The 25573-nt window shown below is 68.9% G+C and carries 31 protein-coding genes and 1 tRNA gene; 21 read left to right on the top strand and 11 right to left on the bottom strand.

The window, feature by feature from the left end; all coding sequences use genetic code 11:
• Window positions 1–15: 15 nt before the first annotated feature.
• Together DVR07_RS00815 and DVR07_RS00810 are read right to left on the bottom strand one after the other, a co-directional pair.
• The gene (locus DVR07_RS00815) at window positions 16–1218 is read right to left on the bottom strand and encodes a M24 family metallopeptidase (RefSeq protein WP_115794891.1); all 1203 of its coding nucleotides are present in this window, start codon (window positions 1216–1218) and stop codon (window positions 16–18) included.
• An 80-nt stretch (window positions 1219–1298) separates the two neighbouring features.
• A complete protein-coding gene (locus DVR07_RS00810; protein WP_115794890.1) occupies window positions 1299–1649 on the bottom strand; it encodes a hypothetical protein in 351 nt (116 codons plus the stop codon).
• 135 nt (window positions 1650–1784) lie between these two features.
• Between DVR07_RS00810 and DVR07_RS00805 the strand changes: the two genes are divergently transcribed.
• The 5 genes from DVR07_RS00805 to DVR07_RS00785 all read left to right on the top strand — a co-directional run bounded on the left by DVR07_RS00805 (window position 1785) and on the right by DVR07_RS00785 (window position 6821).
• Window positions 1785–2318, top strand: coding sequence for a redoxin domain-containing protein (locus DVR07_RS00805; RefSeq protein ID WP_162829390.1), 534 nt, complete (start codon window positions 1785–1787; stop codon window positions 2316–2318).
• Between the two features lie 91 nt (window positions 2319–2409).
• Entirely contained in the window at window positions 2410–4245 is a 1836-nt protein-coding gene (locus DVR07_RS00800; RefSeq protein WP_115794888.1) for an SLC13 family permease, read from the top strand.
• A 146-nt stretch (window positions 4246–4391) separates the two neighbouring features.
• Window positions 4392–5990, top strand: coding sequence for a sensor histidine kinase (locus DVR07_RS00795; RefSeq protein WP_115794887.1), 1599 nt, complete (start codon window positions 4392–4394; stop codon window positions 5988–5990).
• Window positions 5991–6093: 103 nt separating this feature from the next.
• A complete protein-coding gene (locus DVR07_RS00790; RefSeq protein ID WP_115794886.1) occupies window positions 6094–6414 on the top strand; it encodes a hypothetical protein in 321 nt (106 codons plus the stop codon).
• A gap of 209 nt (window positions 6415–6623) precedes the next feature.
• On the top strand, window positions 6624–6821 hold the full coding sequence (locus DVR07_RS00785; protein WP_115794885.1) for a hypothetical protein: 198 nt from the start codon (window positions 6624–6626) through the stop codon (window positions 6819–6821).
• Between the two features lie 222 nt (window positions 6822–7043).
• Here DVR07_RS00785 and DVR07_RS00780 read toward each other — a convergent pair whose 3' ends face one another.
• The 4 genes from DVR07_RS00780 to DVR07_RS00765 all read right to left on the bottom strand — a co-directional run bounded on the left by DVR07_RS00780 (window position 7044) and on the right by DVR07_RS00765 (window position 8814).
• On the bottom strand, window positions 7044–7328 hold the full coding sequence (locus tag DVR07_RS00780; protein WP_115794884.1) for a hypothetical protein: 285 nt from the start codon (window positions 7326–7328) through the stop codon (window positions 7044–7046).
• Complete coding sequence (locus tag DVR07_RS00775; RefSeq protein ID WP_115794883.1) at window positions 7325–7585, bottom strand: HalOD1 output domain-containing protein; 261 nt, start codon at window positions 7583–7585, stop codon at window positions 7325–7327. The genes DVR07_RS00780 and DVR07_RS00775 overlap by 4 nt, the downstream gene beginning before the upstream one ends.
• A gap of 137 nt (window positions 7586–7722) precedes the next feature.
• Window positions 7723–8208, bottom strand: coding sequence for an Lrp/AsnC family transcriptional regulator (locus tag DVR07_RS00770; RefSeq protein WP_115794882.1), 486 nt, complete (start codon window positions 8206–8208; stop codon window positions 7723–7725).
• Window positions 8209–8740: 532 nt separating this feature from the next.
• A tRNA-Tyr gene (locus tag DVR07_RS00765) sits at window positions 8741–8814 on the bottom strand.
• A 489-nt stretch (window positions 8815–9303) separates the two neighbouring features.
• Between DVR07_RS00765 and DVR07_RS00760 the strand changes: the two genes are divergently transcribed.
• The 3 genes from DVR07_RS00760 to ftsZ all read left to right on the top strand — a co-directional run bounded on the left by DVR07_RS00760 (window position 9304) and on the right by ftsZ (window position 11595).
• Window positions 9304–9996, top strand: a complete 693-nt coding sequence (locus DVR07_RS00760) for a double zinc ribbon domain-containing protein (RefSeq protein ID WP_115794881.1) — start codon at window positions 9304–9306, stop codon at window positions 9994–9996.
• 189 nt (window positions 9997–10185) lie between these two features.
• Entirely contained in the window at window positions 10186–10368 is a 183-nt protein-coding gene (locus DVR07_RS00755; RefSeq protein ID WP_115794880.1) for a ribbon-helix-helix domain-containing protein, read from the top strand.
• Window positions 10369–10371: 3 nt separating this feature from the next.
• Window positions 10372–11595, top strand: a complete 1224-nt coding sequence (gene ftsZ, locus DVR07_RS00750; RefSeq protein WP_115794879.1) for a cell division protein FtsZ — start codon at window positions 10372–10374, stop codon at window positions 11593–11595.
• A gap of 138 nt (window positions 11596–11733) precedes the next feature.
• Here the strand turns inward: ftsZ and ncsA are convergent, their stop codons facing one another.
• Window positions 11734–12705: a tRNA 2-thiolation protein NcsA gene (gene ncsA, locus DVR07_RS00745; protein WP_115794878.1), complete on the bottom strand. Its 972-nt coding sequence runs from the start codon at window positions 12703–12705 to the stop codon at window positions 11734–11736.
• A 318-nt stretch (window positions 12706–13023) separates the two neighbouring features.
• On the opposite strand from ncsA, the gene DVR07_RS00740 reads away from it, so the two are divergent.
• The 6 genes from DVR07_RS00740 to DVR07_RS00715 all read left to right on the top strand — a co-directional run bounded on the left by DVR07_RS00740 (window position 13024) and on the right by DVR07_RS00715 (window position 17476).
• A complete protein-coding gene (locus tag DVR07_RS00740; RefSeq protein WP_115794877.1) occupies window positions 13024–13239 on the top strand; it encodes a hypothetical protein in 216 nt (71 codons plus the stop codon).
• 25 nt (window positions 13240–13264) lie between these two features.
• A complete protein-coding gene (locus DVR07_RS00735) occupies window positions 13265–13864 on the top strand; it encodes a hypothetical protein (RefSeq protein WP_115794876.1) in 600 nt (199 codons plus the stop codon).
• Window positions 13865–13945: 81 nt separating this feature from the next.
• Window positions 13946–14980, top strand: a complete 1035-nt coding sequence (locus DVR07_RS00730) for a zinc-binding dehydrogenase (RefSeq protein ID WP_115794875.1) — start codon at window positions 13946–13948, stop codon at window positions 14978–14980.
• 115 nt (window positions 14981–15095) lie between these two features.
• Window positions 15096–15473 carry a 6-pyruvoyl trahydropterin synthase family protein gene (locus tag DVR07_RS00725; RefSeq protein ID WP_115794874.1) on the top strand — a complete coding sequence of 126 codons (378 nt, stop codon included), beginning with the start codon at window positions 15096–15098 and terminating at the stop codon, window positions 15471–15473.
• A 9-nt stretch (window positions 15474–15482) separates the two neighbouring features.
• Window positions 15483–16586, top strand: coding sequence for a glycosyltransferase family 4 protein (locus DVR07_RS00720; RefSeq protein ID WP_115794873.1), 1104 nt, complete (start codon window positions 15483–15485; stop codon window positions 16584–16586).
• Window positions 16583–17476 (top strand): class I SAM-dependent methyltransferase, encoded by an 894-nt coding sequence (locus DVR07_RS00715; RefSeq protein ID WP_115794872.1) that lies wholly within the window; start codon window positions 16583–16585, stop codon window positions 17474–17476. The genes DVR07_RS00720 and DVR07_RS00715 overlap by 4 nt, the downstream gene beginning before the upstream one ends.
• A 203-nt stretch (window positions 17477–17679) precedes the next feature.
• Here DVR07_RS00715 and DVR07_RS00710 read toward each other — a convergent pair whose 3' ends face one another.
• From DVR07_RS00710 to DVR07_RS00700, 3 genes are all read right to left on the bottom strand, one after another.
• On the bottom strand, window positions 17680–18825 hold the full coding sequence (locus tag DVR07_RS00710) for an MBL fold metallo-hydrolase (protein ID WP_115794871.1): 1146 nt from the start codon (window positions 18823–18825) through the stop codon (window positions 17680–17682).
• A 136-nt stretch (window positions 18826–18961) separates the two neighbouring features.
• On the bottom strand, window positions 18962–19546 hold the full coding sequence (locus tag DVR07_RS00705) for a DsrE/DsrF/DrsH-like family protein (RefSeq protein ID WP_115794870.1): 585 nt from the start codon (window positions 19544–19546) through the stop codon (window positions 18962–18964).
• A 1-nt stretch (window position 19547) separates the two neighbouring features.
• Entirely contained in the window at window positions 19548–19805 is a 258-nt protein-coding gene (locus DVR07_RS00700; RefSeq protein WP_115794869.1) for a sulfurtransferase TusA family protein, read from the bottom strand.
• 275 nt (window positions 19806–20080) lie between these two features.
• Here DVR07_RS00700 and DVR07_RS00695 point away from each other — a divergent pair, with 275 nt between their 5' ends.
• The 7 genes from DVR07_RS00695 to DVR07_RS00670 all read left to right on the top strand — a co-directional run bounded on the left by DVR07_RS00695 (window position 20081) and on the right by DVR07_RS00670 (window position 25237).
• Window positions 20081–21325: an MBL fold metallo-hydrolase gene (locus tag DVR07_RS00695; protein ID WP_115794868.1), complete on the top strand. Its 1245-nt coding sequence runs from the start codon at window positions 20081–20083 to the stop codon at window positions 21323–21325.
• Window positions 21326–21349: 24 nt separating this feature from the next.
• Window positions 21350–21835 carry a YeeE/YedE family protein gene (locus DVR07_RS00690; protein WP_115794867.1) on the top strand — a complete coding sequence of 162 codons (486 nt, stop codon included), beginning with the start codon at window positions 21350–21352 and terminating at the stop codon, window positions 21833–21835.
• Between the two features lie 68 nt (window positions 21836–21903).
• The gene (locus DVR07_RS00685; RefSeq protein WP_115796262.1) at window positions 21904–22338 is read left to right on the top strand and encodes a DUF6691 family protein; all 435 of its coding nucleotides are present in this window, start codon (window positions 21904–21906) and stop codon (window positions 22336–22338) included.
• 408 nt (window positions 22339–22746) lie between these two features.
• A complete protein-coding gene (locus tag DVR07_RS21920; protein ID WP_165881715.1) occupies window positions 22747–22896 on the top strand; it encodes a DUF7512 family protein in 150 nt (49 codons plus the stop codon).
• Window positions 22897–22898: 2 nt separating this feature from the next.
• A complete protein-coding gene (locus DVR07_RS00680; protein WP_115794866.1) occupies window positions 22899–23936 on the top strand; it encodes a sulfite exporter TauE/SafE family protein in 1038 nt (345 codons plus the stop codon).
• 78 nt (window positions 23937–24014) lie between these two features.
• Complete coding sequence (locus DVR07_RS00675) at window positions 24015–24410, top strand: helix-turn-helix domain-containing protein (protein ID WP_115794865.1); 396 nt, start codon at window positions 24015–24017, stop codon at window positions 24408–24410.
• Window positions 24411–24541: 131 nt separating this feature from the next.
• Entirely contained in the window at window positions 24542–25237 is a 696-nt protein-coding gene (locus DVR07_RS00670; protein WP_115794864.1) for a DUF7095 family protein, read from the top strand.
• A 200-nt stretch (window positions 25238–25437) separates the two neighbouring features.
• Here the strand turns inward: DVR07_RS00670 and DVR07_RS22450 are convergent, their stop codons facing one another.
• Window positions 25438–25566, bottom strand: a complete 129-nt coding sequence (locus DVR07_RS22450) for a hypothetical protein (protein WP_255457507.1) — start codon at window positions 25564–25566, stop codon at window positions 25438–25440.
• Window positions 25567–25573 lie beyond the last annotated feature (7 nt).

Below are 25573 nucleotides of genomic sequence, written 5' to 3'. Positions count from 1 at the left end.
TCGCGTCGGAGCCGCCTACTCGACCCGGATGACGTTCGATTCGAGGTCCCGCGGGTAGTAGGTCAGCATCTCGGTGCCGTCCTCGGTGACGGCCACGGTGTCCGAGTGGCGGTAGCCGTACTCGTCTGTGTAGATGCCCGGCTCGATGGTGTAGACGTGGCCGGGCTCCATCTCGGCGTCCCCGTCCTCGCGGCCGTCCCGGGACTCGCAGTGGTCGGTCCACCCGCGGTCGATGTACGGCGGTTCGTGGGCGCCCAGCCCGATGTTGTGGCCGACGTGGTGCTGGGCGAGGTCGGCGACGCCCTGCTCGGCGAAGAAGTCCCACACCTGCTCGTCGACGTAGGCGAGTTCGACGCCCGGCCCGAGCGCGTCGATGGCGGCGGTCTGGGCCTCCAGCATCAGCTCGAAGTAGTGGGCCTGCTCGTCGGTGGGCTCGCCGAGGAACATCGTGCGCTCGAGCTCCGAGAAGTAGCCGTCGACGTTGGCGGTGGCGCCCGTGACCAGCACGTCGCCCTCCCGCAGCCGGCGGTTCGCGGTGTGGCCGTGGGGCAGGGCGGTCTGCTCGCCGGTGATGAACCCCGCCATCGCGGGGCCGTCCCCGCGCGTGCGCGGGACGTACTCATCGCCCAGCGTATCGAGCATCGCGCGGGACGCCTCCAGCGAGGCGCGCTGGCTCACGGTCGCGGGGTGCTCGCCCACCTCGGTGTGGTCGGCGAGATAGCGGTGGGCGAGGTTGCCCCACCGGGCGGACTCGCGGACCAGGTCGACCTCGGCGTCGGACTTGGCCCACCGCAGCCGGTCGACCCAGCTCTGGGTCTCGACGTCGACGAACTTCGAGAGCTGCGGGCCCTCGTAGCCCATCACGCCCGGCGCGCCGTCGGCGTCGGCGGCGACCGACTCGGCGTCGAGGTCCGACAGCATCCGAGCGGCAGTCTCGACCGGATTTCCGCCGGGGTAGTCGAAGTAGTGGTGGACCGCGTCGATGCGGGGGTTCGACTCCACCCGCTCGACCTCGAGGCGGGGGACGGTCACGGCGACCCGGTCGGCGGTCACCGCCAGGACCACCGGCCGCTCGGTCTGGATGTGGTCGAACCCGGTCAGGTACTCGATGCTGGTCGCGCCGAACCAGACCCCCGCGTCGGCGCCGGCGTCGGCGATGCGGTCGCGGACGGCGGCGAGTCGGTCCCGGAATTCGGCGTCGGGTACGCGCGTCGGCATGCGTCGACCCACGCAACCCTCGGGGTTAAACGTTGACGTGCCGGCCACCTGTCGGGGAGTTCTGCGGCGGCGAGCCCGTTTCACTCCCGGTCGTCGGGACGCAGCCCCAGCCCGATCCGGAGTAGCACGGCGTACACCGCGGTGCCGAACCGGAAGAACAGTCCGAAGACCGCCGCGAACAGCAGGCCCAGGCCGACCGCGGCCGCGGCCTCGCTGGCGGGGCCCGATCCGGCGCTGACCACCTCGACCGCGACCGTCGCCAGCGCCAGCAGCGCGCCGACGCCGCCCGCGACGTAGGCGCCCAGCGAGAGCCCGAGGCCGAGCCGCGGGGCCAGGAACTCGGTGGTCGCGCCGAGGTCCCGTGCCAGCCCCCCGTAGAAGCCGAGCAGCGCCACGAGGACCAGCGCGTCGCCGACCAGTGACGTCACCATGTCAGGCGCGTTCTCGGCAGGGTGCTATAAAAGGGCCGGACCGCTCGTCAGTCCGAGGCCGGTCCGTCGGAGACGTCCGCCGCCTTGTTCGTGTCTGACGTAGCTTTATGCCGGTCTCGGGAGATGCAGCGAACGATGGGAGACCCCGGCGGTCCGGCGGTCGGTTCGCGAGCCCCGGAGTTCACCGCGCCGCTGGCGGCGCCCGACGGGTCGGTGACGGAGGCGTCGCTGTCGTCGCTGGTCGAGGACGGCGCGGTCCTGCTGGTGTTCCAGCCGACCGACTTCGACCTGGAGGGGTTCGCCGAGCGCCGCGCGGTCGGCAAGTACGACTGGTTCGCGGCCGACGACCGGATCCGGGTGGTCGGAATCAACCGCGCCCGGCCCCGGACCAACCGGGAGTTCATCGACTACCTCGACGTGACCTACCCGTTCTGCTCGGACCGCGACCTCTCGATAGCGCGGTCCTACGGCGCGACCTACCGGGCGTTCGGCGTCGCGCCGCGGGCGCGCCGGGCCTGCTTCGTCGTGGACTGCGAGGGCGTGGTCCGGTACCGCTGGATCGGCGACCGCGGTCGACGCGACGACGGTCACCCGCAGGTCGAGAACCTCTACGCGGTCCTGACCGACCTGCTCGGCCGGCCGGACCCCGACAGCTTCGGCCTGGCGTGAGCGGTCGCCGCGGCCCGCGAGTACCGGGTCCGCGGCCGCCGCGACACGGCCACCGGAACGCTAACGTGACCCTTCTCCGATACTCCGGACGATGCTGCAGGGAGCTCCCGCCCCGACCGTCGACGTGCTCGTGGTCTTCGGCATCGTCGCCGTCGCGGTGGCGCTGTTCGTCACCGAGGCGATCCCGTCCGACACGACCGCGCTGGCGGTGCTGGTCTCGCTCGTGGTGCTCCGGGAGTTCACCCGCGTCTCCCCCGAGGACGCCATCTCGGGGTTCGCGAACCCCGCGACCGTCACCATCGTCGCGATGTACATCCTGAGCGCCGGAGTCCAGGCGACCGGGGTGGTCGAGCGGCTCGAGGTCGCGGTCGCCCGGTTCACCGGCGGCGACAGGAACCGGCTGCTGACCGCGACGGTCGCCATCACCGGACCGCTGGCGGGTGTGGTCAACAACACGCCGGTCGTGGCGCTGTTCATCCCGATGATAACGGACCTGGCCGACCGGACCCACGCCTCCCCGTCGAAGCTGCTGATTCCGCTGTCGTACGCCGCGATGCTCGGCGGGACGCTGACGCTGGTCGGCACCGCGACGAACCTGGTGGCGAGCTCGCTCGCGGCCGACCTCGGGGTGGCGGGCGCGCCGTTCTCGATGTTCCAGTTCACGCCGCTGGGCGTGATCGTGCTACTCGTCGGCACGGTCTACCTGCTCACGGTGGGCCAGTGGCTGCTGCCCGCCCGCATCGCGCCGCACGACCTGACCGAGGAGTTCGGGCTGGGAGGCCGACTCGCCCGGGTGTACGTCCGGCCGTCGTCGCCGCTGGTGGGCCGGAGCGTCGCCGAGGCCCGCACCGAGGACTGCAAGATACTCCAGATCATCCGGGGCGAGGAGACGTTCGTGGCGTCCCGGACCGACCGGGAGATAGAGGCCGGCGACGTGCTGACCGTCCGGGCCGACGAGGAGACGGTGTCGGCGTTCGTCGAGGCGTGCGACCTGCGCCGGCTCCCGCGGGCCGAGGTCACCGAGGAGGAACTCGCGCTCGGCGAGGGCCGGGGCACGCTCGCGGAGGTCATCGTGCCCGCGAACTCCGGATTCGTCGGGCGAGCGGTCGGCGAGACGAAGGTGAGCGAGCGTTACGACGCGACGGTGCTGGCGGTCCGGCGCGGGGAGACGCTCGTGGTCGAGGACGTGGGCGACGCGGTACTCGACGAGGGCGACGGGCTGCTGGTACACGCCACGCGGGTCGGCCTCGACCACCTCGAGGAGTCGGGCGACCTCCAGGTCACCGAGACGGTCGGCGGCGGGCTCGACATCGAACCCGAACCCATCGACCGCGGGCGGGCCGCGCTCGCGGTCGGCATCGTCGCGGGCGTCATCGCGGTCGCGGCCGCCGACCTGCTTCCCATCTCCATCGCGGCGCTCGGCGGCGTGGTGGCGATGGTGGTCGGCGACGTCGTCCGGCCCGCCGACGCCTACGACGCGGTCGACTGGGAGGTCATCTTCCTGCTCGCCGGGGTCATCCCGCTCGGCCTCGCGATGGAGCAGACCGGCGCCGCCCAGCTGCTCGCGGCCTACGTGACCGCGGCCTCGGCGACCCTCCCCGCGATAGCCACGCTGGGGCTGTTCTACCTCCTGACCGGGCTGCTGGCCAATCTCATCACGCCGGTCGCCAGCGTGGCGCTGGTGCTGCCCATCGCGGTCGGCACCGCGGGCGAGGCGGGCGCGAGCGCGTTCGCGTTCTCGCTCGCGGTCACGTTCGCGGCCTCCACGGCCTTCATGACGCCGATGGGCTACCAGACGAACCTGATGGTGTACAGCCCCGGCGGCTACCGGTTCACCGACTACGTGCGGGTGGGCGCGCCGCTCCAGTTGCTGTTGACGGTCGTGACGACGCTCGGCATCGCCGCCATCTGGGGCGTGACTCCCTGAGCGGTCGTGGCTCCGTAGAGACGCGTTGCGGCGTGCGGTCGCCGACTCGGACGTTTTCGGACCGATTCCCGGAACCGACTCCCGGAGAGCACCGGGGCTATGCACAGATAGTTATATAATAGTCGAGAGAGGTGCGAACAAATACCATGAGCGTTCCGTCGGCCTCGTTCCCGCGAAGCGTCACGCTGGGCGGCCTCACCGTCGCCGGTATCGGGTTCTTCCTCACCAGGTTCACCGTGACGCTGGCCGCCTACGAGGAGCCGACCGCGTTCTACCTCGCGGGCCTGCTCCCGCTGGTCCTGGGCCTCCTCCTGGCGGCGTTCGGCGTGGCGCTGGTCGTCGGGCCGTTCGACCCGGCGTTCGTCCGGCGCACCGCGGTCTGGTGTCTGGCCGGGACCGGGGCGATGGCGGCGCTCGTCGGACTCACCCTGCTCGGGTCGAACCCCCGCGGCGTCGGCGGCGTGGGGGCGACCCTCTCGGAGGCGTACCTCTCGAACTTCCTCATCGGCGGCGGCGTCGGCGGGACGCTGACCGGGGTGTACGCCGCCCGGAGCGAGCGCCAGCGCGGAGAGCTCCGGTGGCAGGCCAACCGGCTCGTGACGCTGAACCGCATCCTCCGCCACGAGGTGCTCAACTCGGTCACCGCCATCTCGGGGTACGCCGACGTCGTCGCCGACCGCGACGGGGGCGCAGGAGGGGACGACCCCCGAGGCGACCGGGCGGTCGAGGTCATCCGGCGGCGCTCCGGCCACATCGTCGACACCATCGAGGACGTGCAGTACCTGACCGAGTCCGCCCGGTCGGCCGAGACCGACCTGGTCGCGGTCGACCTGGTCGAGTGCCTCGACCGCAGCATCGAAGCGGTCCGCGAGCGCCACCCGGACGCCGAGTACGTCCTCGGCCAGGGGTTCGACGGGCCGGTCCCGGTGTGGGCGAACTCGCAACTGGACCGGCTCTTCGAGCACCTGCTCGACAACGCGGTCGAACACAACGACGCCGAGGCGCCACGGGTCGAGGTGAGCGTCGACGTCGCCGGCCAGCGCGCGACGGTCCGCGTGGCCGACGACGGCCCGGGGCTGCCCGACCGCCAGCGGTCGATACTCGAGACGGGCGCGGTCGCCGAACACGACGACCCCGCGAGCGGCTTCGGTCTCAACGTCGTCCGGCTGCTGGTCGAGCGGTTCCGCGGCGGGGTCTCGACGGACGTCTCCGACGCGGGAACGACCGTCGCGGTGTCGCTGGTCCGCGCGACGGGGTCGGCGTTCCCCGGCACGGGCCCGTCGGCGGACCGGGCGTACGGAGTCGCGACGCCGCGGCTGGCGGTCGCGGTCGGCGCCGCCCTCGTCGCGGGCGTCGCGATGGGGGCGTTCAGCCAGGCGGTCGCGAGCGTGATTCCGGTCATCGGGGCGCTGTACGGCGTCGCGCACCCGGTCGTCGGCTGGGTGACTCACGAGTTCCACAGCGTCGTGTTCGGGATGGTGTTCACGGGGCTGCTCACCGCCGGCCCGGGCAGGCGGGTCGACGGGCCCGGCGGCCACGTCCTCGCCGGAGCGGCGTGGGGGGTACTCCTTTGGGCCGTCGCCGCGGGCGTCGTCATGCCCGTGTGGCTCCGACTCGTCGGGATCCCGGCGCCGGTCCCGAACCTCGGCCCGACCGCTCTCGGGAGCCACCTCGTCTGGGGCGTCTCGCTCGGCGGCCTCTACTACCTGGGGACCGAGTGGCTCGACGCCCGGGCCGTCGACTGACGGCGCCGATTCCGACATCGTCGGGCGCCCGCAGCGTGGACCGCCGGCCGCCGCGACGACGTCCGGCCATGTCAATTATCACCGCGCGCGTGCAAGCCCGGGCATGCTCGTCAACCTCGAACAGTACCAGCGCGACGACGCCGACGACGAGGTCCGGTCGGAGGGCGACGTGTCCCCGGACCGCGACGCCGAGGACTACTTCGGCAAAGACGACCTCGCGGCCGAGGAGTGGGAGCGCGTGACCGAAGGCGACGAGACGCTGCTCCGGCGCTCGATGACGCTGGAGGAGGTGACGGCCGTCTCGGTGCCACAGGAGAAGACCCACGAGGACCTGCCGGGCATGACCATCCAGATCCGGAAGGGCGGCGAGGAGGAGTACGTCGACAACGCCAGGATCGTCGAGGTCCAGGACCCGAACCCCTGAGCCGTCGGCGTTCGCGGTCCGGACGGCGCTCGGTTCGGAACGCAGTAGATTCGACCGGGGCGCGCAGCGGCGCGGATTCACTTCGCCCCGGACGCGAGGAGAAAGCCGGGGCAGGTGGCTGTCGTGGTCGGTCCGACGAACCGACCCTCTGCTTGGGAAGAACTGACACGGAGGATCCCCTACGGTGAACCGGAGGGGCTCGGGAACGAATGGCAATCGACTTCGCGACCGTCTATCTGAGCATCCTGTCCCCCAACTTCCTCTACCTGGTCGGTCTGCTCTACGGCGGCATCTGGTACGCGAACCGCGTGACGGTGCAGTGCCCGCGCTGCGGGATAAAGTACGCGAAGTACCGCGCCGGGAACCACGAGTGCCCGCCGTCGCTCGTCGGCGACTCCGGCAGTTAGCCGGGAGCAGAGTGTCGACGCAGAGGAGGACCACGCGGAAGTGATTCTCGCACAGGCGCGTCCCGCGGGCGAAATTCGGGCGAGAGACCGAATCGCGGCTGAGTCGGGGCGAGCTCGGCGGCGAGATACCCGAACCAGACCTCGTCTGTTTCTCCCTCCAGGGGGTCCAACGAGGCCCAATGGGAGCTCGCGTTTGGATCACTCGACTACCCGGAGAATGGTCTACCGAGCCTCGATTCGCCAGTAGATGTACTGCTGGACGAACGACGGGAAGTTGTCGTGACCGCACTCCGGGCAATCGAACCCCGCAACTTCGTCGACACCGACCGGGAACACGTACCCGCAGTCGTTGTGACAGTTGGTCCCGCCGAACGCCAGAGAGAACACGTCTTCGAGGTCGGTACGATGGTCTTCGAGGTGAGTCCGTGCGTCGTCTTTCACCCCATCAGCGACGTCGTTCTCGATGACGGTATCGCAGAAGATGCACTTGAACGAGTACCCAGTCATTCCCCACCTCCTACTTCGTCGATGTCGATCACCCCATCGCTTTCGACCCAAATTCGATACCCCTCGTAGGTGAACTCGACGTGTCCGTCGGCGTCGCGGGTTGTTCGACCGTTACGGGAGGCAAAGAGCGCATCCAAGGCGTCCAAATCGACGACCTCGTTGAGGGGAGGTTGCAATTCCACCGGGTCCACGTTCTCTCGGTGAGACACCTTCGAGACGATTCGCTCTGAGGGGGTCCAGGCATCAAACTCGGACATCCGGCGAGGGTACGGACACCAGGGCAAAAAATCAAGGGGAATTTGCTTTTCTGTCCCCCTGTATCAGATATATCTGCTATACCGTTTCCCCTAGAGATGCTACATCAGCAGAACTGAACGTGGCGAGTTACTTCCGGTTAGTCCCGTTCATCGCCGTCGACGACGGACGTTCCGAAGTCGTTGAACGGCTGTTGGACCTGTTCCTTCAACACGTCCGACCGTACGATCTCGAGTCCCATATTGCGGAGGCGTTCCGCTGTGTCCGTCAGGTGTTGGGTATCTGTCCCGACTACCTCGATGTGGAGGTTCTCCTGACCGGCGAGCAGTTCGCGGACAGCGACGACGCCTTCCTGGTCGAGAACGTCGTGGCAGATACTCTCGGGGGTACCTGATGCGGTACAGGTAAACAGAACTCGAAGCGGATACCCGGCCTTCTCGTAGTCGAGCCGCGGGATGTAGCGCTTGATAACGCCTTCATCCTGCATACGAGAGAGGCGGTTCCGCACCGTACTGGCGGCGATGTCTAACTGCTCGGCCATATCGGTACTGGTGCTGTTACGCGCGTCTTGCTGGAGATAGTAGAGGATGCCTTTGTCGATCTCGTCCAGTTCGTAGGTATCCATACACCGGATTACTTCTCACTCCGATAAAAGACCACTTCCATGGCAGTTTTCCGCACCGAGATACGTCGCCACACGCCCGAGGGACGGCCGCCTTGAGGACACTTCACCCCATAACGCGAAGTCGACGGGCGCATCTTCTGCCGAGCAGTCTAAACGCCCCACAGGGCTCACTCAGGCGGTCCGCGTCCGGTCTGACAGCCCTACCTCCTGCCCGCGAGGGATGGGCTCGGAACCGGGAAGTGGTGCTAAGGTATGACCATCTGGTTGTTGTCGGTCCTGCCGGAACAGAGGCGGAGAGTTCACCGGGCCACCCGGTCGACTCACTGGGCGGAGACGGGGTATCAACACCGAAAACACGTCGCTGTCTGTCGAACGTGGTTCGTTCGGCGGAGAAGTCCGCCCTCCCCGATTCGAACACTGTAAGACGTGCTCGCTTCGCTGCGCGCGACTCACAAGCTCAAATCGGCACGGGGATCGCTGATCCACTCGGCGCGGCTCGGTCGCTCCCTCGCGTTGCGCCGAGAGAAATCAGTCCGCCCTCCCCGATTTGAACGGGGGACAAGTCGATCTACAGTCGACTGCTCTACCAGTCTGAGCTAAGGGCGGGCACGCAGTTTCACGTAGGTGCCCTGCCAGACTTAAGGGTTATTATTCACCGGTGGCGACCCCGGGACGGAGTCGACCGCGACCGGCCCGAATTCGCGCGAGTGCGGACAGTTGCCGGAGGGCGAACGATGCCCGTTGGAACGTACCGAACTAAACTATCCGCGTTCTTTACGACAGACACGTCGCCACCGATGAGGACCCGGCCGGCCAGACAGACGCGGCGACGGGCAGCGCGGACCCGCACACTCGCTGTCGGAGGCGGCCAGCCACCTCCCCGGTCGCAGTCATGTCCCGGTGCGGGAAGGACGGCAGTCCGCTCCGAAGACGGAACATACCGAATCTGGAGACATAGCAGCACGGAGACCCACCGACGAAGGAGAACCCGGAGAACCGCGGGAAGGCGGCTCGTCTCCCGTCGTCGCACGGTCGTTAGACATGTTTGGGAAGATTGAAATAGGATGGTCGTCATAGTGTGGGACGAACTGGCACATGAGTAAGATAACCTTCCGCGCGGACGAGGAACTGGTCGAGCGAATCGAGGGCCGCGACGCCTCCAAGAGCGAGATCATGCGCGAGGCGCTGCGCGCCTACCTCGACGAGTCCGGCGGTGACGCGGGCGCGACTCGGGTCCCGGACCGCGAGCGCGGCGGCGAGGTCGACGCCGACCCCGCTCCGCGCCGCGACGCCGCCCCGGAGCCCCGGGACGCCGGTCGGCCCGAGCGTCGGGGCTCCGGCAGCCTCGACGACGTCCTCGCCGAGCGCGTGGACGAACTCGTCGCCGACCGCCTCGCCGCGTGGGAGGCCCGCCGCCGCGAGCGCGACCGCCTCGACGAGCGCGGCCGCGACGTAAACGTCAACGTGACGCTGGAGACCGACGCCGCGGTCCGGACCGACGAGTCGTCGACCGAGCGAACCGGCCGGGCGGCGTCCGACGTGTCGGACGCCCCCGCGTCGGACCGGGGACGCGGTGCCGAGGGCCGCGACCCGCCGGCCGAGACCGAGAGCGTCTGCGGCCAGTGCGGCGAGTCGCTGTCCGACGACCACGTCTACTGCCCGAACTGCGGGGAGAAGGCCGCCCGGCGCGTCTTCTGCGAGTGCGGCGACGAAGTGCGCTCGGACTGGGGCTTCTGCCCCAGCTGCGGCCGCCGAACGCCCGCGGCCGACGTCCTCGACCGGTCGTAAGACGACGTTTTACGCTGGGCGTTAACTATTTAAGTTTTGACTATGTGGGTACGTTCGCGTAAGACGGTCGTCTTACACGGCGGCCCGGAACGTGGCCGAAACCCCGCGTCCCGGGCTCACCTGCCGTAAGACAACAGACGCGCGGGAAGTCGCGCGCCGTCTTACTAACAACAGGGGAATTACAGAAACATGGAGCGTGTGACACTCCGCATTCCGAAGCAGCAGATAGAAGAGGTCGAACAGATGGTCGAGACGGGAGAGTTCCCGAACCGGAGCGAGGCGATCCGGGCGGCCGTTCGAGATATGCTGAACGAACACGAGGAGGGCACGACCGAGCAAACGACGAACAAGCGGTCGTGGGCCAAGGTGTAAACGATGCAGGATATCGTTCAGGACGCGCTGGAGAACGCCGAGCAAGAGAGCCGCGAGATGGAGGCGTCCACGAACGGCGACGAGTTCGGCGACCCCCGCATCGTGATCGTCGGCTGCGGCGGCGCCGGCAACAACACCGTCAACCGGCTCTACAACATCGGCGTCGAAGGGGCGGACACCGTCGCCATCAACACCGACAAGCAGCACCTCAAGATGATCGAAGCCGACACCAAGATCCTGGTCGGCAAGTCCCTGACCAACGGGCTCGGCGCGGGCGGCGACCCCTCGATGGGCGAGCGCGCGACCGAGATGGCCCAGGGCACCATCAAGGAGGTACTCGGCGACGCGGACCTCGTGTTCGTCACCGCAGGCATGGGCGGCGGCACGGGCACCGGCGCGGCGCCGGTCGTCTCGAAAATCGCCAAGGAGCAGGGTGCAATCGTCGTCGGGATGGTCTCGACGCCGTTCAACGTCGAGCGCGCGCGCACGGTGAAGGCCGAGGAGGGGCTCGAGAAGCTCCGCAACGAGGCCGACTCCATCATCGTGCTCGACAACAACCGGCTGCTGGACTACGTCCCGAACCTGCCCATCGGCAAGGCGTTCTCGGTGATGGACCAGATCATCGCCGAGACGGTCAAGGGCATCTCCGAGACGATCACCCAGCCCTCGCTCATCAACCTCGACTACGCCGACATGACCTCGATCATGAACCAGGGCGGAGTCGCGGTGATGCTGGTCGGCGAGACCCAGGACAAGAACAAGACCGAGGAGGTCGTCCGCGACGCGATGAACCACCCGCTGCTCGACGTGGACTACCGCGGGGCCTCCGGCGGCCTCGTCCACATCACGGGCGGCCCGGACCTCACGCTCAAGGAGGCCGAGTCCATCGCCAGCAACATCACCGAGCGCCTCGAGGCCAGCGCGAACGTCATCTGGGGCGCGCGCATCCAGGACAACTACAAGGGCAAGGTCCGGGTCATGGCCATCATGACCGGGGTCCAGAGCGCCCAGGTCCTCGGCCCGAGCACCCAGAAGCAGGCCGACAAGTCGCGCCAGCAGATGGGCGACGTCGACGCCCAGTCGTTCGACGCCAGCCAGAACGTCGAGGAGCTCGGCGGGACGGGCGAGACCCACAGCGCCGAGCAGTCGGACGACTCGTGGGGCGCCAAGAGCGACGGCGGACAGGACCCGGTGGAGCAGAACAACGGTCTCGACGTCATTCGCTGACGGACCGTCCGATTCCGGTTCACCGTCGAATCGTCGATACGCTTTTTGTCGCGCTGAATCAGTCACCAACCGAGCGACGCATCCTCGCCGAACGTCGAACCAGTTCGTCGGCGTCCCCAGTCGTCGAGCCGCGAAGGGTCAGGCCGCGTGGATCGCGTCGAGCAGCGAGCACTTCCGGCAGACGTCGCGGGTGGTCGAGGCGCCGCAGCGCTCGCACTCGCCCAGGTCGGTGTCGCCCTCCTCGCGGGCGCCGAACTGCTCGGCGGCCAGCGACGCCAGCTCCTCGTAGCCCGACATGATGGAGTGGCGGGTCCCCGGGTGGTTCTCCTCGAGTTCGTGGATGAGCTCCTGGATCTCCCCGCGGTAGGCCTCGCTGGCGTGGGGGCACTCGGTGATGTGGGCCGGGAGGTCGTTGAGGTGAGCGTAGAGCGCGACCTCCTTCTCGGGGACGTCCCGGAGCGGTTTGGCGCGTGGAACGAAGTCGTCCTGCTCGCCCCGCTCGTCGAACCCCCCGAGGCTCGCGTCGAAGTGCTTGGCGATCTGGGCGACGTCGCCCTCCAGGAAGTTCATCAGCGCGGTCTCGGCCTCGTCGTCGAGGTTGTGACCCGTCAGCAGCTTGTCGGCGCCGAACTCCTCGGCGTAGGACTCCAACAGGTCCCGCCGGAACACGCCGCAGTAGGCGCACGCGGCCATCCCCTCGGGGTCTTTCTCCACGACGTCGTCCATCCGGACGTCGAACTCCTCCTCGTAGGTGACCAGCTCGTGGCGGATGCCCAGCTCCTCGGTCAGCTCCACGCAGGCGTCGACGCTCTCGTCGCGGTACCCCTCGATGCCCTCGTGGACGGTGAGCGCGACCAGTTCGATGCGGGGGTCCTTCTCGAAGGTCCGGTGGAGGATGTCGGTGAGGACCACGCTGTCCTTGCCGCCGGAGAGGCCGACGACCCACGTCTGGGGGTTCTCGGGCGTGGCGTCGTCGGGCACGAGGTCGTCCTCCCGGACGCGCCGCCGGACGCGCTTGTCCACCGACGCGGTGAAGTGGTCCTCGCAGAGATGCAGTCCCGAGTAGGCGGCGTGCATCACCGCCTCCCGGTCGCACTTGTCGCAGTCCATCGCTCGTGAGGTCGGGTTCCGGGCGTTTGTCGGTTTCGCCTCGAACTGATGAATGAATCAGTGCTATATCAAATCGTCGTCCGGTCTCGAATCCGACATCTCAGGTCCGGGCAACGGAGAAGCGCGCGGGTTACAGATGTAAAACGTGCAATTTCTACGGGAACGGGCGCAGGAGCCGCTAGTTCCCGCCCTCGGAGCGGTTCCGGCGGACTCCACGGTCAGCCGGCACGCACGCCAATCCGGTACCTCGGACAGCCGGTCTCTCTGACGAGCCGGTCGGCCCCGGAGCATAAGGCGGGCCGAAGCGTACGCGGACCCATGCCGGTGGGTGGGTACGACCCCGAGGACCTCGACGAGAAGCTCGAAGCCGCGATGGAGACGGAAGGTACCGAGCCGTCGAACTGGCTGACCGACGAGGAGCGCCGGGAGTGGGATGACGGCGAGAATCTCGTCGACCTCCTCGACGAGGAGGACATCCACGACCTGCTCGGGGAGGACGGCGACGACCGGGCGACCGACGAACCGGGGAGTTGAGTGGCTGGGCGGCGTAGCGCCGTCGATGCGCCGCGTACCCCAGGACGAGGTGCTCCGCGAGTGGCTCCGGGTCGAGCGGAGCAAGCCCGACGCCGAGTGGTTCCCCGTCGACTCGCTGTCCGAGCGGGAGGCGCTCGACGAGCTGCTGGAGCGCAAGCCCGGCGCGGCCGCGTTCGTCTGGCGGGACGCGCCGGTCCGGTGGCGCGAGACGACCCTCGACCGCGAGGCGGTCGAGTCGTTGGAGGTGGTCGAAGGGCCGCAGAACCTCCGGTGGCGCGCGCTCTCGCCCGACGGCACGGTCCGGGGCGCGGCCGACCGCATCGTCCGCGGCGACCCCGACGCGCTGGCGGCCGAGACCGGCGCCGACGTCGGGACCGTCGTGGACTTCGTCGACGAGATGCCCGAGGGACCGCTGGTGGTCTCGACGAGGGAGGGCTGCGTCCCCCGGTTCCTGGCCGACGGCAACCACCGCGCGGTGGCGCTGGCTCTCCGGGCGCGGTCGGCCGACCACGAATTCTCGCCGCCCCGGGCCTACCTCGGCGTCGGCGCGAACCGGGTGCTCCGGCCGCTGGCCCAGCGGGTCTGCGGGGCGGTCCGAGAGCTCCTCGGCGGGGAGTCGGACTGAGTCGGCTGTTTTCGGGCAAAGAATCATAAGTCGACCTGTCGTAGCCCGGGCGGACGGTGCCGAGCCGTCGGGACGGGGAGCATGTCAGCACGGTCGGTCTACTTCACGGGGGACGGCGAGGTCGAGGTGCGCGAGCGCGAGGTGGACGACCCCGGCGAGGGGGAGGTCCGGGTCCGGGCCGAGCGCTCGGCGGTCAGCCCCGGCACCGAACTGCTGGTCTACCGCGGCGAGGTGCCGACCGGGATGGCCGCCGACGCGACCATCGACGCTCTCTCCGAGGAGTTCGAGTTCCCGCTCCGGTACGGTTACGCGGTCGTCGGCCGGGTGACTGCGACCGGACCGGACGTCGACGCTTCGTGGGCCGACCGTCGCGTACTCGCGTTCAATCCCCACGAGAGCCGCTTCTGCGCGTCGGTCGACGACGTGGTGGCCGTGCCCGACGACTGCTCGGCGGCGGCGGCGACGTTCCTGCCGAACGTCGAGACCGCGGTGAACCTCGTGCAGGACGGCGCGCCGCGACTCGGCGAGCGCGCGGCGGTGTTCGGCCAGGGCGTGGTCGGCCTGCTGACCACCGCGCTGCTGGCCGATTGCCCGCTGGCCGCCCTGGCGACGGTCGACCGCCACCCCGCCCGGCGCGAGCGGTCGCTGGAACTCGGCGCCGACGCCGCGCTCGACCCGGCCGGAGCGGCTGAAGTCGACGCCGACGTCGGCGACCGGCTCCGGGAGCGATTGGGCGACGAGTTCGCCGGCGCGGACCTGACCTACGAGCTCTCGGGCGCCCCCGAGGCGCTGGACGACGCCGTCGCGGCGACCGGCTACGACGGCCGGGTGGTGGTCGGGTCGTGGTACGGCACCAAACCCGCGGAGCTGGACCTCGGCGGGCGGTTCCACCGGAGCCGAATCAGCATCGAGAGCAGCCAGGTCAGCACCATCGACCCGGCGCTCCGGGGGCGGTGGTCGAAGGACCGCCGGTTGGCGGTGGCGTGGGACCGGCTCCGGGACCTCGACCCCGAGCGGTTCGTGACCCACGAGTTCGACGTCGGAGCAGCCGACGAGGCGTACGCCCTGCTCGACGAGAATCCCGGGGAGGCGCTCGGCGTGACCTTCCGGTACTGAATTTTCGCTCCGGTCGCGGCCGCACCGTCGCCGAGAATCGGGATTCGTTTCGCGGAGAGTCCGCCTCGAACCCGGCCCCGACTTTCAAGCCGGTAGCGGTCGTGTCGGTAGTGGAATGTACACCGTCACGGTCCGGCGCAGCTTCGTGGCCCAGCACTTCCTGACGGTCCCCGACCCCGGTCCCGAGGGCGACCTCCACTCCCACCACTACACAGCGGAGGTCCGTCTAGAAGGAGGGGACCTGAACGAGTACGGTTACCTCGCGGACATCGACGCCGTCGAGGAGCGCGTCGACGCCGCGGTCGACCGCTACCGGGACGAGACGCTCAACGACCTGCCGGCGTTCGAGGGGCTCAACCCCAGCCTCGAACACTTCGCGCGCGTCTTCGGCCGGCGGTTCTGGGACGGCCTCGACGCCCCCGAGGTCGAGTCGCTGACGGTCGAACTCCGGGAGGACGACGTGGCGCGGGCGTCCCACCGGCGGGAGGTCTGACCGGCCGCCATGCGCGTCGGCCTGGTGGTCTACGGCGACCTCGAGACCACCAGCGGCGGCTTCCTCTACGACCGGAAGCTCGCGACCGCGCTCCGGGCGGCCGGCCACCGCGTCTCGGAGGTCTCGCTCCCGTGGCGCGACTACCCGCGCGCGCTCGCCGACAGTCTCGACCCGCGAGTCCGCCGCCGGCTCCGTGGGTTCGACCTGCTGGTCGAGGACGAGCTCTGCCACCCCTCGCTAATCGGCCACAATCGAGCGGTCGACGCGCCGGTCGTGGCCGTCGTCCACCACCTCCGGAGCAGCGAGCGGTGGCCCGCGTGGCAGCAGCCGGTCTACCGCGCGGTCGAGCGGCGCTACCTCCGGAGCGTCGACGCCGCGATCTACGCCAGCGAGGCGACCCGACGCGACGCCGAGCGACTCGCGGGACCCCGTCCGTCGGCGGTCGTCCGGCCCGCCGGCGATCGGTTTGACCCCGACGTAGACGCGGACGCAATCGCGGCGCGGGCCGAACGCGAATCACTCAGAATCTGCTTCGTCGGCAACCTCGTCCCGCGGAAGGGCCTCCACGTGCTGCTCGACGGCCTCGCCCGCGTGCCGGGCGACTGGCACCTGTCGGTCGTCGGCAGCGAGTCCGCCGACTCGGAATACGCCCGCGAGACCCGCCAGTGCGCCCGGAACCTGGGCATCGCCGACGGCGTCCGGTTCGAGGGACGACTCCCGGACGACGCGCTCGCCGACCGACTCGCGGAGAGCCACCTGCTCGCGGTCCCCTCGCGGGTCGAGGGCTACGGCGTCGCCTACCTGGAGGGGATGGCGTTCGGCCTCCCCGCGCTCGCGACGACGGCCGGGGGCGCACCCGAACTCGTCACCCACGGCGAGGACGGGTTCCTCGTCCCGCCGGGCGACGCCGCGGCGGTCGCCGAGGCGGTCGAGACCGTCCTGGTCGACCGCGAGCGCCTGCGCGAGATGGGGATCGCCGCCCGCCGCCGGTTTGAGCGCCACCCGAGCTGGGACGAGTCGATGGGGAAGGCCCGGCGCTTCCTCGAAGCAGTCGCCGAGGGGCGGGAATCGACGCCGCAACCCGGCCGACCCGGGGAGGAGGCCCGACAGTGAACTTCCGGCGGTACCTCTCCGCGAAACGGAGCGTCGACGACCGGGCGCTGAACCGGCGCGTCGAGACTCGCCTCGCCGAGGAACTCCGGGACCGCGACCGACTCCGCGCGGTCGAGGTGGGCGCAGGCACCGGGTCGGCGGTCACCCGACTGCTCGCCCGGTCGTGGCCCCCCGACCGCGTGCGCTACACCGCGGTCGACATCGAAGAACGAAACGTCGCGGCCGCGCGCGAGCGCCTGCCCGCGCGCGCCGCCGCGCTCGGCTATGCGATCCGGCGCGCAGGCGACCGATTCGTCTGCTCGCGAGGGCACCGGCGGGTCGAGGTGGCGTTCCGGACCGCCGACGCCTTCGAGTTCCTCGCGTCGCTCGACGAGCCGGCCGACCTCGTGGTCGCCCACGCCTTCGTCGACCTGGTGGACCCGGCCGACGCGCTCGCGGCGTTCCGGGACGCGCTGGCACCCGACGGCCTGGCGTACTGTCCTATCACCTACGACGGCGAGACCGCGTTCGAGCCGTCCGCCGACCCCGGCTTCGAAGAAGAACTGTTCGACGCGTTCCACCGCCACCTCGACGCCTCGGGCGAGAGCGAGGCGGGCCGGCGCCTGCTCGCGCTCGCGTCCGAAGATGCTGAACCTGCGGAGGAGACCGGGGGCGCGGGCGTCCTCGCGGCCGGCGGCTCCGACTGGGTGGTCCGGCCGCGCGACGGGGGGTATCCCGCCGACGAGCGCTACTTCCTGCGTTGCATCGTCGCACTGATCGAGCGCGCAGTTCGCGCTGAGGCCGCGGTGCCGGACCGGCGGCTGACCGAGTGGGCAGTCGAGCGACGCGACCAGATCGACGACGCGGAACTGGTGTACGTCGCCCACCAGCTCGACCTGCTGTTCCGGTGAATCGACCGAAACGTCCGATTCCGGGCATACTAGCTCGCGTCCGGGCTGTTCGAGGAAGGTCGTAGGGGGAGACGGAACGGTCCGATGACGGATATTCGATATAGCAGTATCAAATTTATCTTCGGTTAGCACCGGGACTCCGGACGACCGAGTGGACGGGGCGAAAACGGCGAGTCACCTACTCGAAAGGGCGTCTGACTGCGTTACGCAGAGCAGTTGTTCGGCCCCAGCTCCAGTTCGGTCGCTTCGTCCATCGGCACGTCCTCGGCGCCGCGGTTGACCGCGATAATCCGCTCGAAGTTCGGCGGCTTCTCCCGGTCGCCCGCCGTCAGGCGCTCGACGAACTCGTCCTCGCTCGCCCGGAGCAGGTCGAAGGCGGTTCTGGCCTCGCCGACCGTCGCGCGCACCGGCTCGCCCGGTCGCCCGTAGGCGAACTCGCCGTCGCCGGTGACCTCGACGTGACCCGGCAGGACCGCGAGGTCGTCCGGCTCGGCCAGGATCGTGCGGTGGAGCGACTCGTACTGCATCCGGGCGCCCTCCGCGGCGTCCTCGTCGCCGAACTCCAGTTCGGTCCGGCCGACCGACCCGACGTGGAGGGTGTCGGCGGTCAGAACTGCCTCCCGGTTCACGAGCAGGTTGACCGACTCGGTGGTGTGGCCCGGCGCGCGGAGCGCCTTGAGCTGGACGTCACCGACCTCGACCACCTCGTTGCGGTCGAGGGGCGCGAAGTCGTAGGCCACGTCGCGCTCGCGGGCGGCCTCGCTCAGGTGGTAGGGAACGCCGAGTTCCGCCGCGAGGTCCCGGCCGCCCGAGACGTGATCGGCGTGGACGTGGGTGTCGAGGACGCGGGTGATCTCCCAGTCGCGCTCGTCGGCCGCCGCGCGGAACTCCGCGGCGTGGCGGGTGGCGTCCACGACCGCCGCCTCGCCCGCCCCGGGGTCGGCGACGAGGTAGCCCAGACACCCCTTCGCGCGGCGCTGGACCTGCACGATCTCGGCGGGTCCGTCGGTCTCCACGGGCACCGCGTCGTACACCTGGCTCCAGGCCTCCATGCCGCCGGTGACGACCGCCACGTCGTCGTATCCCGCCTCGCTCAACTCCTCGGCGAAGTGGTCGGAGGTGATACCCTTCGCACAGATGGTCACGATCTCGTCCTGGCCGTCCAGCAGGTCGTCGAGTTCGGCCTTTCGGTCGTCGGTCAGGTCCTCTTCGGCGTCGAACGGGAACTGCTCGGCGCCCCGGACGTGCCAGGAGTCGTAGCTCTCGTCGCCGCGGGTGTCGAGGAGGACGAACTCCTCGCCGGTGTCGAGCATGTCGGCCAACCGTCGAGGGGTCACTTTCGCTGGCATCTCGTCGGGGACTCTCGGCGCCCGCGGCCTTAATCCTGATTGCCGCTGTGAAAACAGTGCAAGACCGCGACGCGGCGGTCGGTTGCGGTCGATGTCGGTCGATGTCGGTCGGTCAGACCAGGGAGCGTAGCCGGGGTCAGATGAGCAGCTGGATGTCGGCGTCGGCCATGTGCTCGAGCGCGGTGGCCGCCCCGACGCCGGTCGTCACGTCGTCGTACATCTCGGACTCGTCGTAATCCATCAGCTCCATCGTCATCTGGCAGGCCTGGAGGTCGACGCCGGTGTCCAGCGACAGCTCGATCAGTTCCTCGATGGTCGCGGTGCCCTGCTCGTCGATCTTCTTCTCCATCATCCTGGTCGCCATCGAGTCCATGAACGGGAGTGCGGCGACCGCGTTGGGCATCGGCATGTTCGGGTTGCCGACCGCGCTCATCTTGAGGTCCTTCGACTTCTCCTCGTGGAGGATGTCGAGCCCCCAGAACGTGTGGAACACCACGACGTCCCAGCCGAACGCCGCCGCGGTGCTGGCGAGGATGAGCGGCGGGTACGCCATGTCGAAGGTGCCCTTCGTGGCGACGATGGTCATCTTCTTCTGTCCGTCGCCCTCATCTGCCTTCACCGCCGACAGTTCGTCCTCCAGTTCGTCGACGCGGTCCTGCAGGTCCGCGACCGCCTCGGCGCTGGCGTCGGGGTCGGGACTCTGCGGCGTGTCCGTGCTCATGTTATTCGGTCTTGCGGACGTAGTGCTTGAAGACCGCCTCGCCGCCCTCCTCGCCCTCGTCCTGGTCGAGGAGTTCGACGCCGTCGGTCGTGTTCGCCCAGCCTTCGATGTCGCTCACACTGCCGGAGTCGGTCGCGATCACTTCCAGCACCTCGCCCTCGTCGAGTCCGTCGGCAGCCTGCTTGGACTTGACGACGGGCATCGGGCAGGACTGTCCCTTCACGTCGAGCGTCTCGGTAATGTCGTATGCTTCACTCATTGGTAACACCAGTGGTCTATCTTGTGCGTACCAGGCAATACCGGTTGCCGGGATAAAAGCTTGTTGGTTCTTGGGCGTGCCGGACAAGTTCCTTCCGACGGTGATCAGCACGTGTGCACGCGATGAAGTAATATTTTGCCGGAATCAGGGCTTCAAGGACGTATCGATTCCAGTCCGGGTGGAGAAGCGTCCAGGCCACCGCGAATTTGTTTTGTTGATATTGCGCAATACTATGCAAACCCTTATGAGGGAGCGACCGGTTAGGTTTACCCGTAATGAGCGAACCAGAGTTCCCGACCCCCGACGTGGAGGTCGACAGCATCGAGCCCGAGACGCTGAAAGAGAGCATCGACGCCGGCGAGGACGTGTTCATCCTCGACACGCGCGTCCCCGACGACGTCGAGGAGTGGGCCATCGACGGCGAGAGCGTCGAATCGCTCAACGTCCCCTACTTCGAGTTCCTCGCTGGCGAGCCCGACGAGGAGGTCTTCGATCAATTGCCTGACGACCGCGAGATCGCGGTCGTCTGCGCGAAGGGCGACTCCAGCGAGTACGTCGCCGGCGAACTGATCGAGCGCGGCTACGAGGCCCGCAACCTCGCGGACGGGATGCAGGGCTGGGCGCGCATCTTCGAGTACAGGGAGATCGACGCCGACACCGACGCGACGGTCGCGCAGTACCAGCGCCCCTCCAGCGGGTGCATGAGCTATCTCGTGGTCTCGGGCGACGAGGCCGCGGTGGTCGACCCCCTGCGGGCGTTCACCGACACCTACCTGCAGGACGCCCGCGCGCTCGGCGCGGACCTGACGTACGCCATCGACACCCACGTCCACGCCGACCACGTCTCCGGCGTCCGCGAACTGGTCGACGACGGCGTTCATCAGACTTCGTCCGATGCAGCCCATCAGAACGCAGAGCGTTCTGAGGACGTCGAGGGCGTCCTCCCGGCGGCCGCCATCGACCGCGGCGTCACCTACGACGAGACGGTCACCCACGCCGAGGACGGCGACGCGTTCGCGGTGGGCGACGTCGAGATCGAGACCGTGTTCACGCCCGGTCACACCACGGGCATGACCTCGTACCTCGTCGACGACGCCGTCCTCCTGACGGGCGACGGCCTGTTCGCCGAGAGCGTGGCCCGGCCCGACCTCGAGGGCGGCGACGAGGGCGCACCCGACGCGGCCCGCCAGCTCTACGAGTCGCTCCAGGAGCGCGTGCTCGCGCTCGACGACGACGTCGTGGTGGGCGGCGCCCACTTCAGCGACGCCGCCGACACGCGCGAGGACGGCACCTACACCGAGACCATCGGCAACCTCACTGAGAAGATGGACGCGTTGACGATGGACGAGGAGGAGTTCGTCGACCTCGTGCTCTCGGACATGCCGCCCCGGCCCGCCAACTACGAGGAGGTCATCGCGACCAACCTCGGTCGGGAGGACCAGACCGACGAGGAGGCGTTCGAGCTCGAACTCGGACCGAACAACTGCGCGGCGAGTTCCGACGCGATGACCAGCGACTAAACTCCCGAGGACTGAGAGACCACTATGGAACCACTCGTGACGTTCGGGGAGCTGTTCCCCCACGGGATCTGGCGGTACGCCGCGGGCGGGGCGCTCATCGGACTGGGCGTCGCCGCGATCTACCTCGGCACCGCGATCCCGGCCGGGGCCAGCACGTTCCTCGAGTCCACGCTGTCGTACGTCTCGGACGTGCCGCGGTTCAACCGCGCGAAGTACGTCGCCTCCCGCGACTGGCGGGTCGCGTTCACCCTGAGCATCGTCGCGGGCGCGGCGGTCTACGCCGTCGCGTTCGGTGACTTCGGCTGGACGACCGAAGTCTCGTGGTGGCGGCTGCTCGGCGGGGGCGTCCTGGTCGGCATCGGCACCAGAATCGGCAAGGGGTGCACCTCCGGCCACGGCATCTGCGGCGTCGGGTCGGTCGCGCCCACCTCGCTGGTCAACGTGGCCACGTTCCTCGTGGTCGCGATCGTGACGGCTCAGCTCCTGCAGGCCGCGGGGGTGACGCCGTGAGCGGTCCCGCGAGCGACGCCGGGAGCCGCACCGACGCGGGGGACGGACAGGACCGCCACCCCCTGTTCATGCCCCTCGTCGTGGTCGGCGGGCTGATATTCGGCTTCGGGCTCGGCCTGAGCCACATGGCCCGGCCCGAGGTCGTGCTGGACTTCCTCCAGTTCGAGGACTTCGGCCTGCTGTTCGTGATGGGCGTCGGCTCGATCGTGGCGGGCGCCGCGTTCGCGATCGGCACCCGGTTCCTCGACCGGGCGCCACTGACCGGCCGGGCGTACGCCCGGCGGCTCAAGTCGTTCGACCGCAACGTCCTCACGGGCGGGGTCGTCTTCGGCGTCGGCTGGGGCGTCTCGGGCATCTGTCCGGGCGCCGCCTACGCCAGCCTCGGCATCGGCAACTACCCCATCCTGCTGGCCATCGCCGGGATGTTCGTCGGCGCGTACGCCCAGGGCGTCTGGCGCGGACGGAGCGACGACGCCGACTCGGCCGTCGCGACCGGCGACTGAAACGCCACCCGAACGACTTCACACGTTTCTCGACGCCGCGTTCTAGCTCCGGAGAGCCACCGCGTTGTCGGTCGGCACGCGTCTCGGGCCCGACGTTGCACGACCGGAACGACGAACGATTTCGGACTGCCGACAGTATTGTCCGGAGAGACAATATCAGGTATCGAAATCCACCTGTCAGGTGGCGGCTTTCGCGCGCGGACCGACGAACCACCGTTCGGAACTCGGATTACGGTGCTTCTTCGCCGTCTCCGCGAGGCTGTAGTCACGCATAACGTATGCCTAACTATGCGTAGGATAGCAAGATAGTATTGCATATTTTTCCCAAAACCATTAAATAGGGGTGGCGGATACCCTCGACCGCACAGAAACCCATGATGCTCACAATACTGAAACGGTGGTCGAACCATGTTCGGACTTGAGACCCTCTCCGGGCCCGTCGGGGCCGCCGCGCTGATCGGCGCGGTGCTGCTGGAGGCGGTGGTACTGTACGTCGGCTACGGCGCCCTGGAGCGACTGCTCGGGCCGACCGTCACCGCAGTCCTCCGGGGTGACTGACGATGGAACTGTTCGGCGTCGCCGGGCCCCTGCTGGGGATGTTCGCCGGATTCGGCCTGCTCATCGGCCTCCTGTTCGGCTTCTTCGGGATGGGAGGGTCGTTCCTCGTCACGCCCGCGCTGCTCGTGATGGGCTACCGGACCGACGTCGCGGTCGCGTCCGGGCTCGCGTTCGTGTTCGGGACCTCGGTCATCGCGACGCTCAAGCACCGCGACCTCGGGCAGGTCGACTACAAGCTCGGGGTCCTGATGATCGCCGGCACGACCGCCGGCATCGAAGTCGGGAAGATCGGACTCCACTGGCTCCAGCGCGCCGGGTTGGCCGACACCGTCGTCAGCGTCGCGTACGTGGCGCTGCTCGGCGGCATCGGCGTCTTCATCACCTACAACGCGGTCAAGGGTGAGAGCGGCGGAGGGGTCAGCCACGAGGCGGAGACCGACGGGGAACTCGACGCGGACGACATTCCCGATATTGCCAAGACGATCCAGTCGTACCGGGTTCCGCCGATGATGAAGCTCCGGGGCGGCGTGCGCGTCTCGCTCTGGATGATACTCGGCGTCGCGTTCGCGACGGGCCTGCTGTCGGGCTTCCTCGGGGTCGGGGGCGGCTTCATCCGGATGCCCGCCCTGTTCTACCTCATCGGCGTCCCGGTGCCGGTCGCGGTCGGGACCGACCTGTTCGAGATCGTGTTCTCGGGCGGGCTCGGGAGCTTCCTGTACGCGATGGACGGCGCGGTCAATCTGACCATCGTCGCTCCGCTGCTCGCCGGGAGCGCGCTCGGCGCGCGACTCGGTGCCGCGGCCACGGGCCTCGTCGACGAGGACGACATCAAGGTGTACTTCGGCGCGATGCTGCTGCTGGGCGCCGTCGCGGTCGCGGTCCGGAAGGTCGGCGGCATCGTCGAGATGCCCGTCCTCGACGCGGTCAGCCTCGCCATCATCCTCGGCGCCGCGCTGCTCGTCAGCGGTGCGGTCGTGGCGAGTTCCGTCCGGGAACTCCGCGCCGAGACCGCCGAGCCCGCCGCGTCGTCCGGCGACTGACCCGGCGCGGCCGCGCGGTGCAGTGTTGTACAGGGTATGCAAAACCTTTTACGTGCCTGGTCCCTACCCTGGGGCATAATGGCTGACTCGATGGCTGAATACCTCCAGAAGGACATGGAGTGCGAGGGGCTGCTGGAGTGCATCCACGGCCTGAAAGAGCTCGACCGCGAGTGCTTCCAGGCGCTGGTCGAGACCGAGGAACCGCTGACGATCGACGAGGTGTCCGACCGGGTCGACCGCGAGCGCTCGACGGCGTACCGGTCCATCCAGCGGCTCCTCCAGGCGGGCTTCGTCCAGAAGGAGCAGGTCAACTACGAGCAGGGCGGCTACTACCACGTCTACCGGCCGACCGACCCCGACGAGGTGGCCGACGACATGCAGCGGATGCTCAACGACTGGTACGCCAAGATGGGTCAGCTGGTCCAGGAGTTCCGCGACAAGTACGAGCAGCAGCCGGTCGCGGCCGAGCACTGAGGCCGGTCGGCCGAATTTCTGCGGCCTAGTTGGACTGCCTCCCGTCGAACTCGCGAGCACTCGCGAACCGACGACCGTCTCGAGTCGAGAACACGGCACCGTTAACCGCTCCGAACCCGAACCGGGAATCCATGAACCGAGACGAGGCGATCGAACGCGTCGAGGACATCCTCGCCGCCGTCGAGGACGAGACCATGCCGGTCCCGGTCCGGGAGCTCTGGGTCTACGGCGACGTCGCACTCGGCCTCGACCCGGTCGAGCGACTCGACGTGTACGTCACCAAGGACATCCTCCTGCGGGGCGACGACGGCGACGCCGCCGAGCGCTTCCGGAAGTCCCACGGCGTCGAGGGGGTCGGCAAGACCGTCCGGGCGGAGTGGGCTGAGCAACACCCCGAGTACCTCCGGGCGAACGACAGCGGCCACGCCGCGCCAGAGAAGTGCCTGGCCGCCCACCTGCTGCCCGAGGACGAGCCGGTCCACCTCGAGGTCTGCAACTCCAGCTTCGAGGACAACGTGACTCAGCGACTCAAGGGCGCGATGCAGCGCGAGGCCTACGAGCAGATTCTGGACCCCCGCGGCGTCTGCCTCTGGGTCGGGGGTGAGCCGAGCGAAGCGAGGCGAGGTTCGGCGGACTCGTCCGCCGGTGGCCAGCGCAGCGACGAGGCCCTGCGCAAACTCCGAGAGAGCGAACTCGCCTTCCCGACGCTGCCCGACGCGCTGGAGATGCTCGGCATGGACGAGTCCAAGACCGACGAGGCCGCCGCGGCTGTCGAGTCCTACCGGAAGCGCCAGGAGGGCGCTACCGTCCGCGGCGACGTGGTTTAACTGCGTCGCTCCGAGCGGAACGAAGTGGCGAACAGGCCGCGTTCGAATCCGCGCAGGGGCTCGCGGCACTCTCTCCTTGGCCGCCTGCGCGGCGGGTCTCAGGTCACGGCCGGGATTCATCGCGTCTTCCGTTTTAATCTCTCCCCCGAGAGTGCGAGTCAGTCGAGGAGCCGCTCAAAACGGCGCGAAACGACGACTAATCAGCTCTCGAAGCCGTCCTCGAACGTGAACGTCCCGTTGCGCTGGACCACCTCGCCGTCGACTTCGATGTACGACTCGTCGCTCATGTCGACGAGAATCTCGGCGTGGGTACGGACTCGCGGGTCCATACGTCCC

It is taken from the genome of Halorussus rarus (assembly GCF_003369835.1).
Lineage (GTDB): Archaea > Halobacteriota > Halobacteria > Halobacteriales > Haladaptataceae > Halorussus > Halorussus rarus.
The sequence above is the reverse complement of the archived record's forward strand: the minus strand, read 5'-3'. Positions and strand labels throughout refer to the sequence as shown.

Bases quoted from the DNA above. Each gene is read 5' to 3' on its own strand.
- DVR07_RS00815 (WP_115794891.1), bottom strand. From the start codon at position 1,218: ATGCCGACGCGCGTACCCGACGCCGAATTCCGGGACCGACTCGCCGCC.
- DVR07_RS00810 (WP_115794890.1), bottom strand. From the start codon at position 1,649: ATGGTGACGTCACTGGTCGGCGACGCGCTGGTCCTCGTGGCGCTGCTC.
- DVR07_RS00805 (WP_162829390.1), top strand. From the start codon at position 1,785: ATGGGAGACCCCGGCGGTCCGGCGGTCGGTTCGCGAGCCCCGGAGTTC.
- DVR07_RS00800 (WP_115794888.1), top strand. From the start codon at position 2,410: ATGCTGCAGGGAGCTCCCGCCCCGACCGTCGACGTGCTCGTGGTCTTC.
- DVR07_RS00795 (WP_115794887.1), top strand. From the start codon at position 4,392: ATGAGCGTTCCGTCGGCCTCGTTCCCGCGAAGCGTCACGCTGGGCGGC.
- DVR07_RS00790 (WP_115794886.1), top strand. From the start codon at position 6,094: ATGCTCGTCAACCTCGAACAGTACCAGCGCGACGACGCCGACGACGAG.
- DVR07_RS00785 (WP_115794885.1), top strand. From the start codon at position 6,624: ATGGCAATCGACTTCGCGACCGTCTATCTGAGCATCCTGTCCCCCAAC.
- DVR07_RS00780 (WP_115794884.1), bottom strand. From the start codon at position 7,328: ATGACTGGGTACTCGTTCAAGTGCATCTTCTGCGATACCGTCATCGAG.
- DVR07_RS00775 (WP_115794883.1), bottom strand. From the start codon at position 7,585: ATGTCCGAGTTTGATGCCTGGACCCCCTCAGAGCGAATCGTCTCGAAG.
- DVR07_RS00770 (WP_115794882.1), bottom strand. From the start codon at position 8,208: ATGGATACCTACGAACTGGACGAGATCGACAAAGGCATCCTCTACTAT.
- DVR07_RS00760 (WP_115794881.1), top strand. From the start codon at position 9,304: ATGAGTAAGATAACCTTCCGCGCGGACGAGGAACTGGTCGAGCGAATC.
- DVR07_RS00755 (WP_115794880.1), top strand. From the start codon at position 10,186: ATGGAGCGTGTGACACTCCGCATTCCGAAGCAGCAGATAGAAGAGGTC.
- ftsZ (WP_115794879.1), top strand. From the start codon at position 10,372: ATGCAGGATATCGTTCAGGACGCGCTGGAGAACGCCGAGCAAGAGAGC.
- ncsA (WP_115794878.1), bottom strand. From the start codon at position 12,705: ATGGACTGCGACAAGTGCGACCGGGAGGCGGTGATGCACGCCGCCTAC.
- DVR07_RS00740 (WP_115794877.1), top strand. From the start codon at position 13,024: ATGCCGGTGGGTGGGTACGACCCCGAGGACCTCGACGAGAAGCTCGAA.
- DVR07_RS00735 (WP_115794876.1), top strand. From the start codon at position 13,265: ATGCGCCGCGTACCCCAGGACGAGGTGCTCCGCGAGTGGCTCCGGGTC.
- DVR07_RS00730 (WP_115794875.1), top strand. From the start codon at position 13,946: ATGTCAGCACGGTCGGTCTACTTCACGGGGGACGGCGAGGTCGAGGTG.
- DVR07_RS00725 (WP_115794874.1), top strand. From the start codon at position 15,096: ATGTACACCGTCACGGTCCGGCGCAGCTTCGTGGCCCAGCACTTCCTG.
- DVR07_RS00720 (WP_115794873.1), top strand. From the start codon at position 15,483: ATGCGCGTCGGCCTGGTGGTCTACGGCGACCTCGAGACCACCAGCGGC.
- DVR07_RS00710 (WP_115794871.1), bottom strand. From the start codon at position 18,825: ATGCCAGCGAAAGTGACCCCTCGACGGTTGGCCGACATGCTCGACACC.
- DVR07_RS00705 (WP_115794870.1), bottom strand. From the start codon at position 19,546: ATGAGCACGGACACGCCGCAGAGTCCCGACCCCGACGCCAGCGCCGAG.
- DVR07_RS00700 (WP_115794869.1), bottom strand. From the start codon at position 19,805: ATGAGTGAAGCATACGACATTACCGAGACGCTCGACGTGAAGGGACAG.
- DVR07_RS00695 (WP_115794868.1), top strand. From the start codon at position 20,081: ATGAGCGAACCAGAGTTCCCGACCCCCGACGTGGAGGTCGACAGCATC.
- DVR07_RS00690 (WP_115794867.1), top strand. From the start codon at position 21,350: ATGGAACCACTCGTGACGTTCGGGGAGCTGTTCCCCCACGGGATCTGG.
- DVR07_RS00685 (WP_115796262.1), top strand. From the start codon at position 21,904: ATGCCCCTCGTCGTGGTCGGCGGGCTGATATTCGGCTTCGGGCTCGGC.
- DVR07_RS21920 (WP_165881715.1), top strand. From the start codon at position 22,747: ATGTTCGGACTTGAGACCCTCTCCGGGCCCGTCGGGGCCGCCGCGCTG.
- DVR07_RS00680 (WP_115794866.1), top strand. From the start codon at position 22,899: ATGGAACTGTTCGGCGTCGCCGGGCCCCTGCTGGGGATGTTCGCCGGA.
- DVR07_RS00675 (WP_115794865.1), top strand. From the start codon at position 24,015: ATGGCTGACTCGATGGCTGAATACCTCCAGAAGGACATGGAGTGCGAG.
- DVR07_RS00670 (WP_115794864.1), top strand. From the start codon at position 24,542: ATGAACCGAGACGAGGCGATCGAACGCGTCGAGGACATCCTCGCCGCC.
- DVR07_RS22450 (WP_255457507.1), bottom strand. From the start codon at position 25,566: ATGGACCCGCGAGTCCGTACCCACGCCGAGATTCTCGTCGACATGAGC.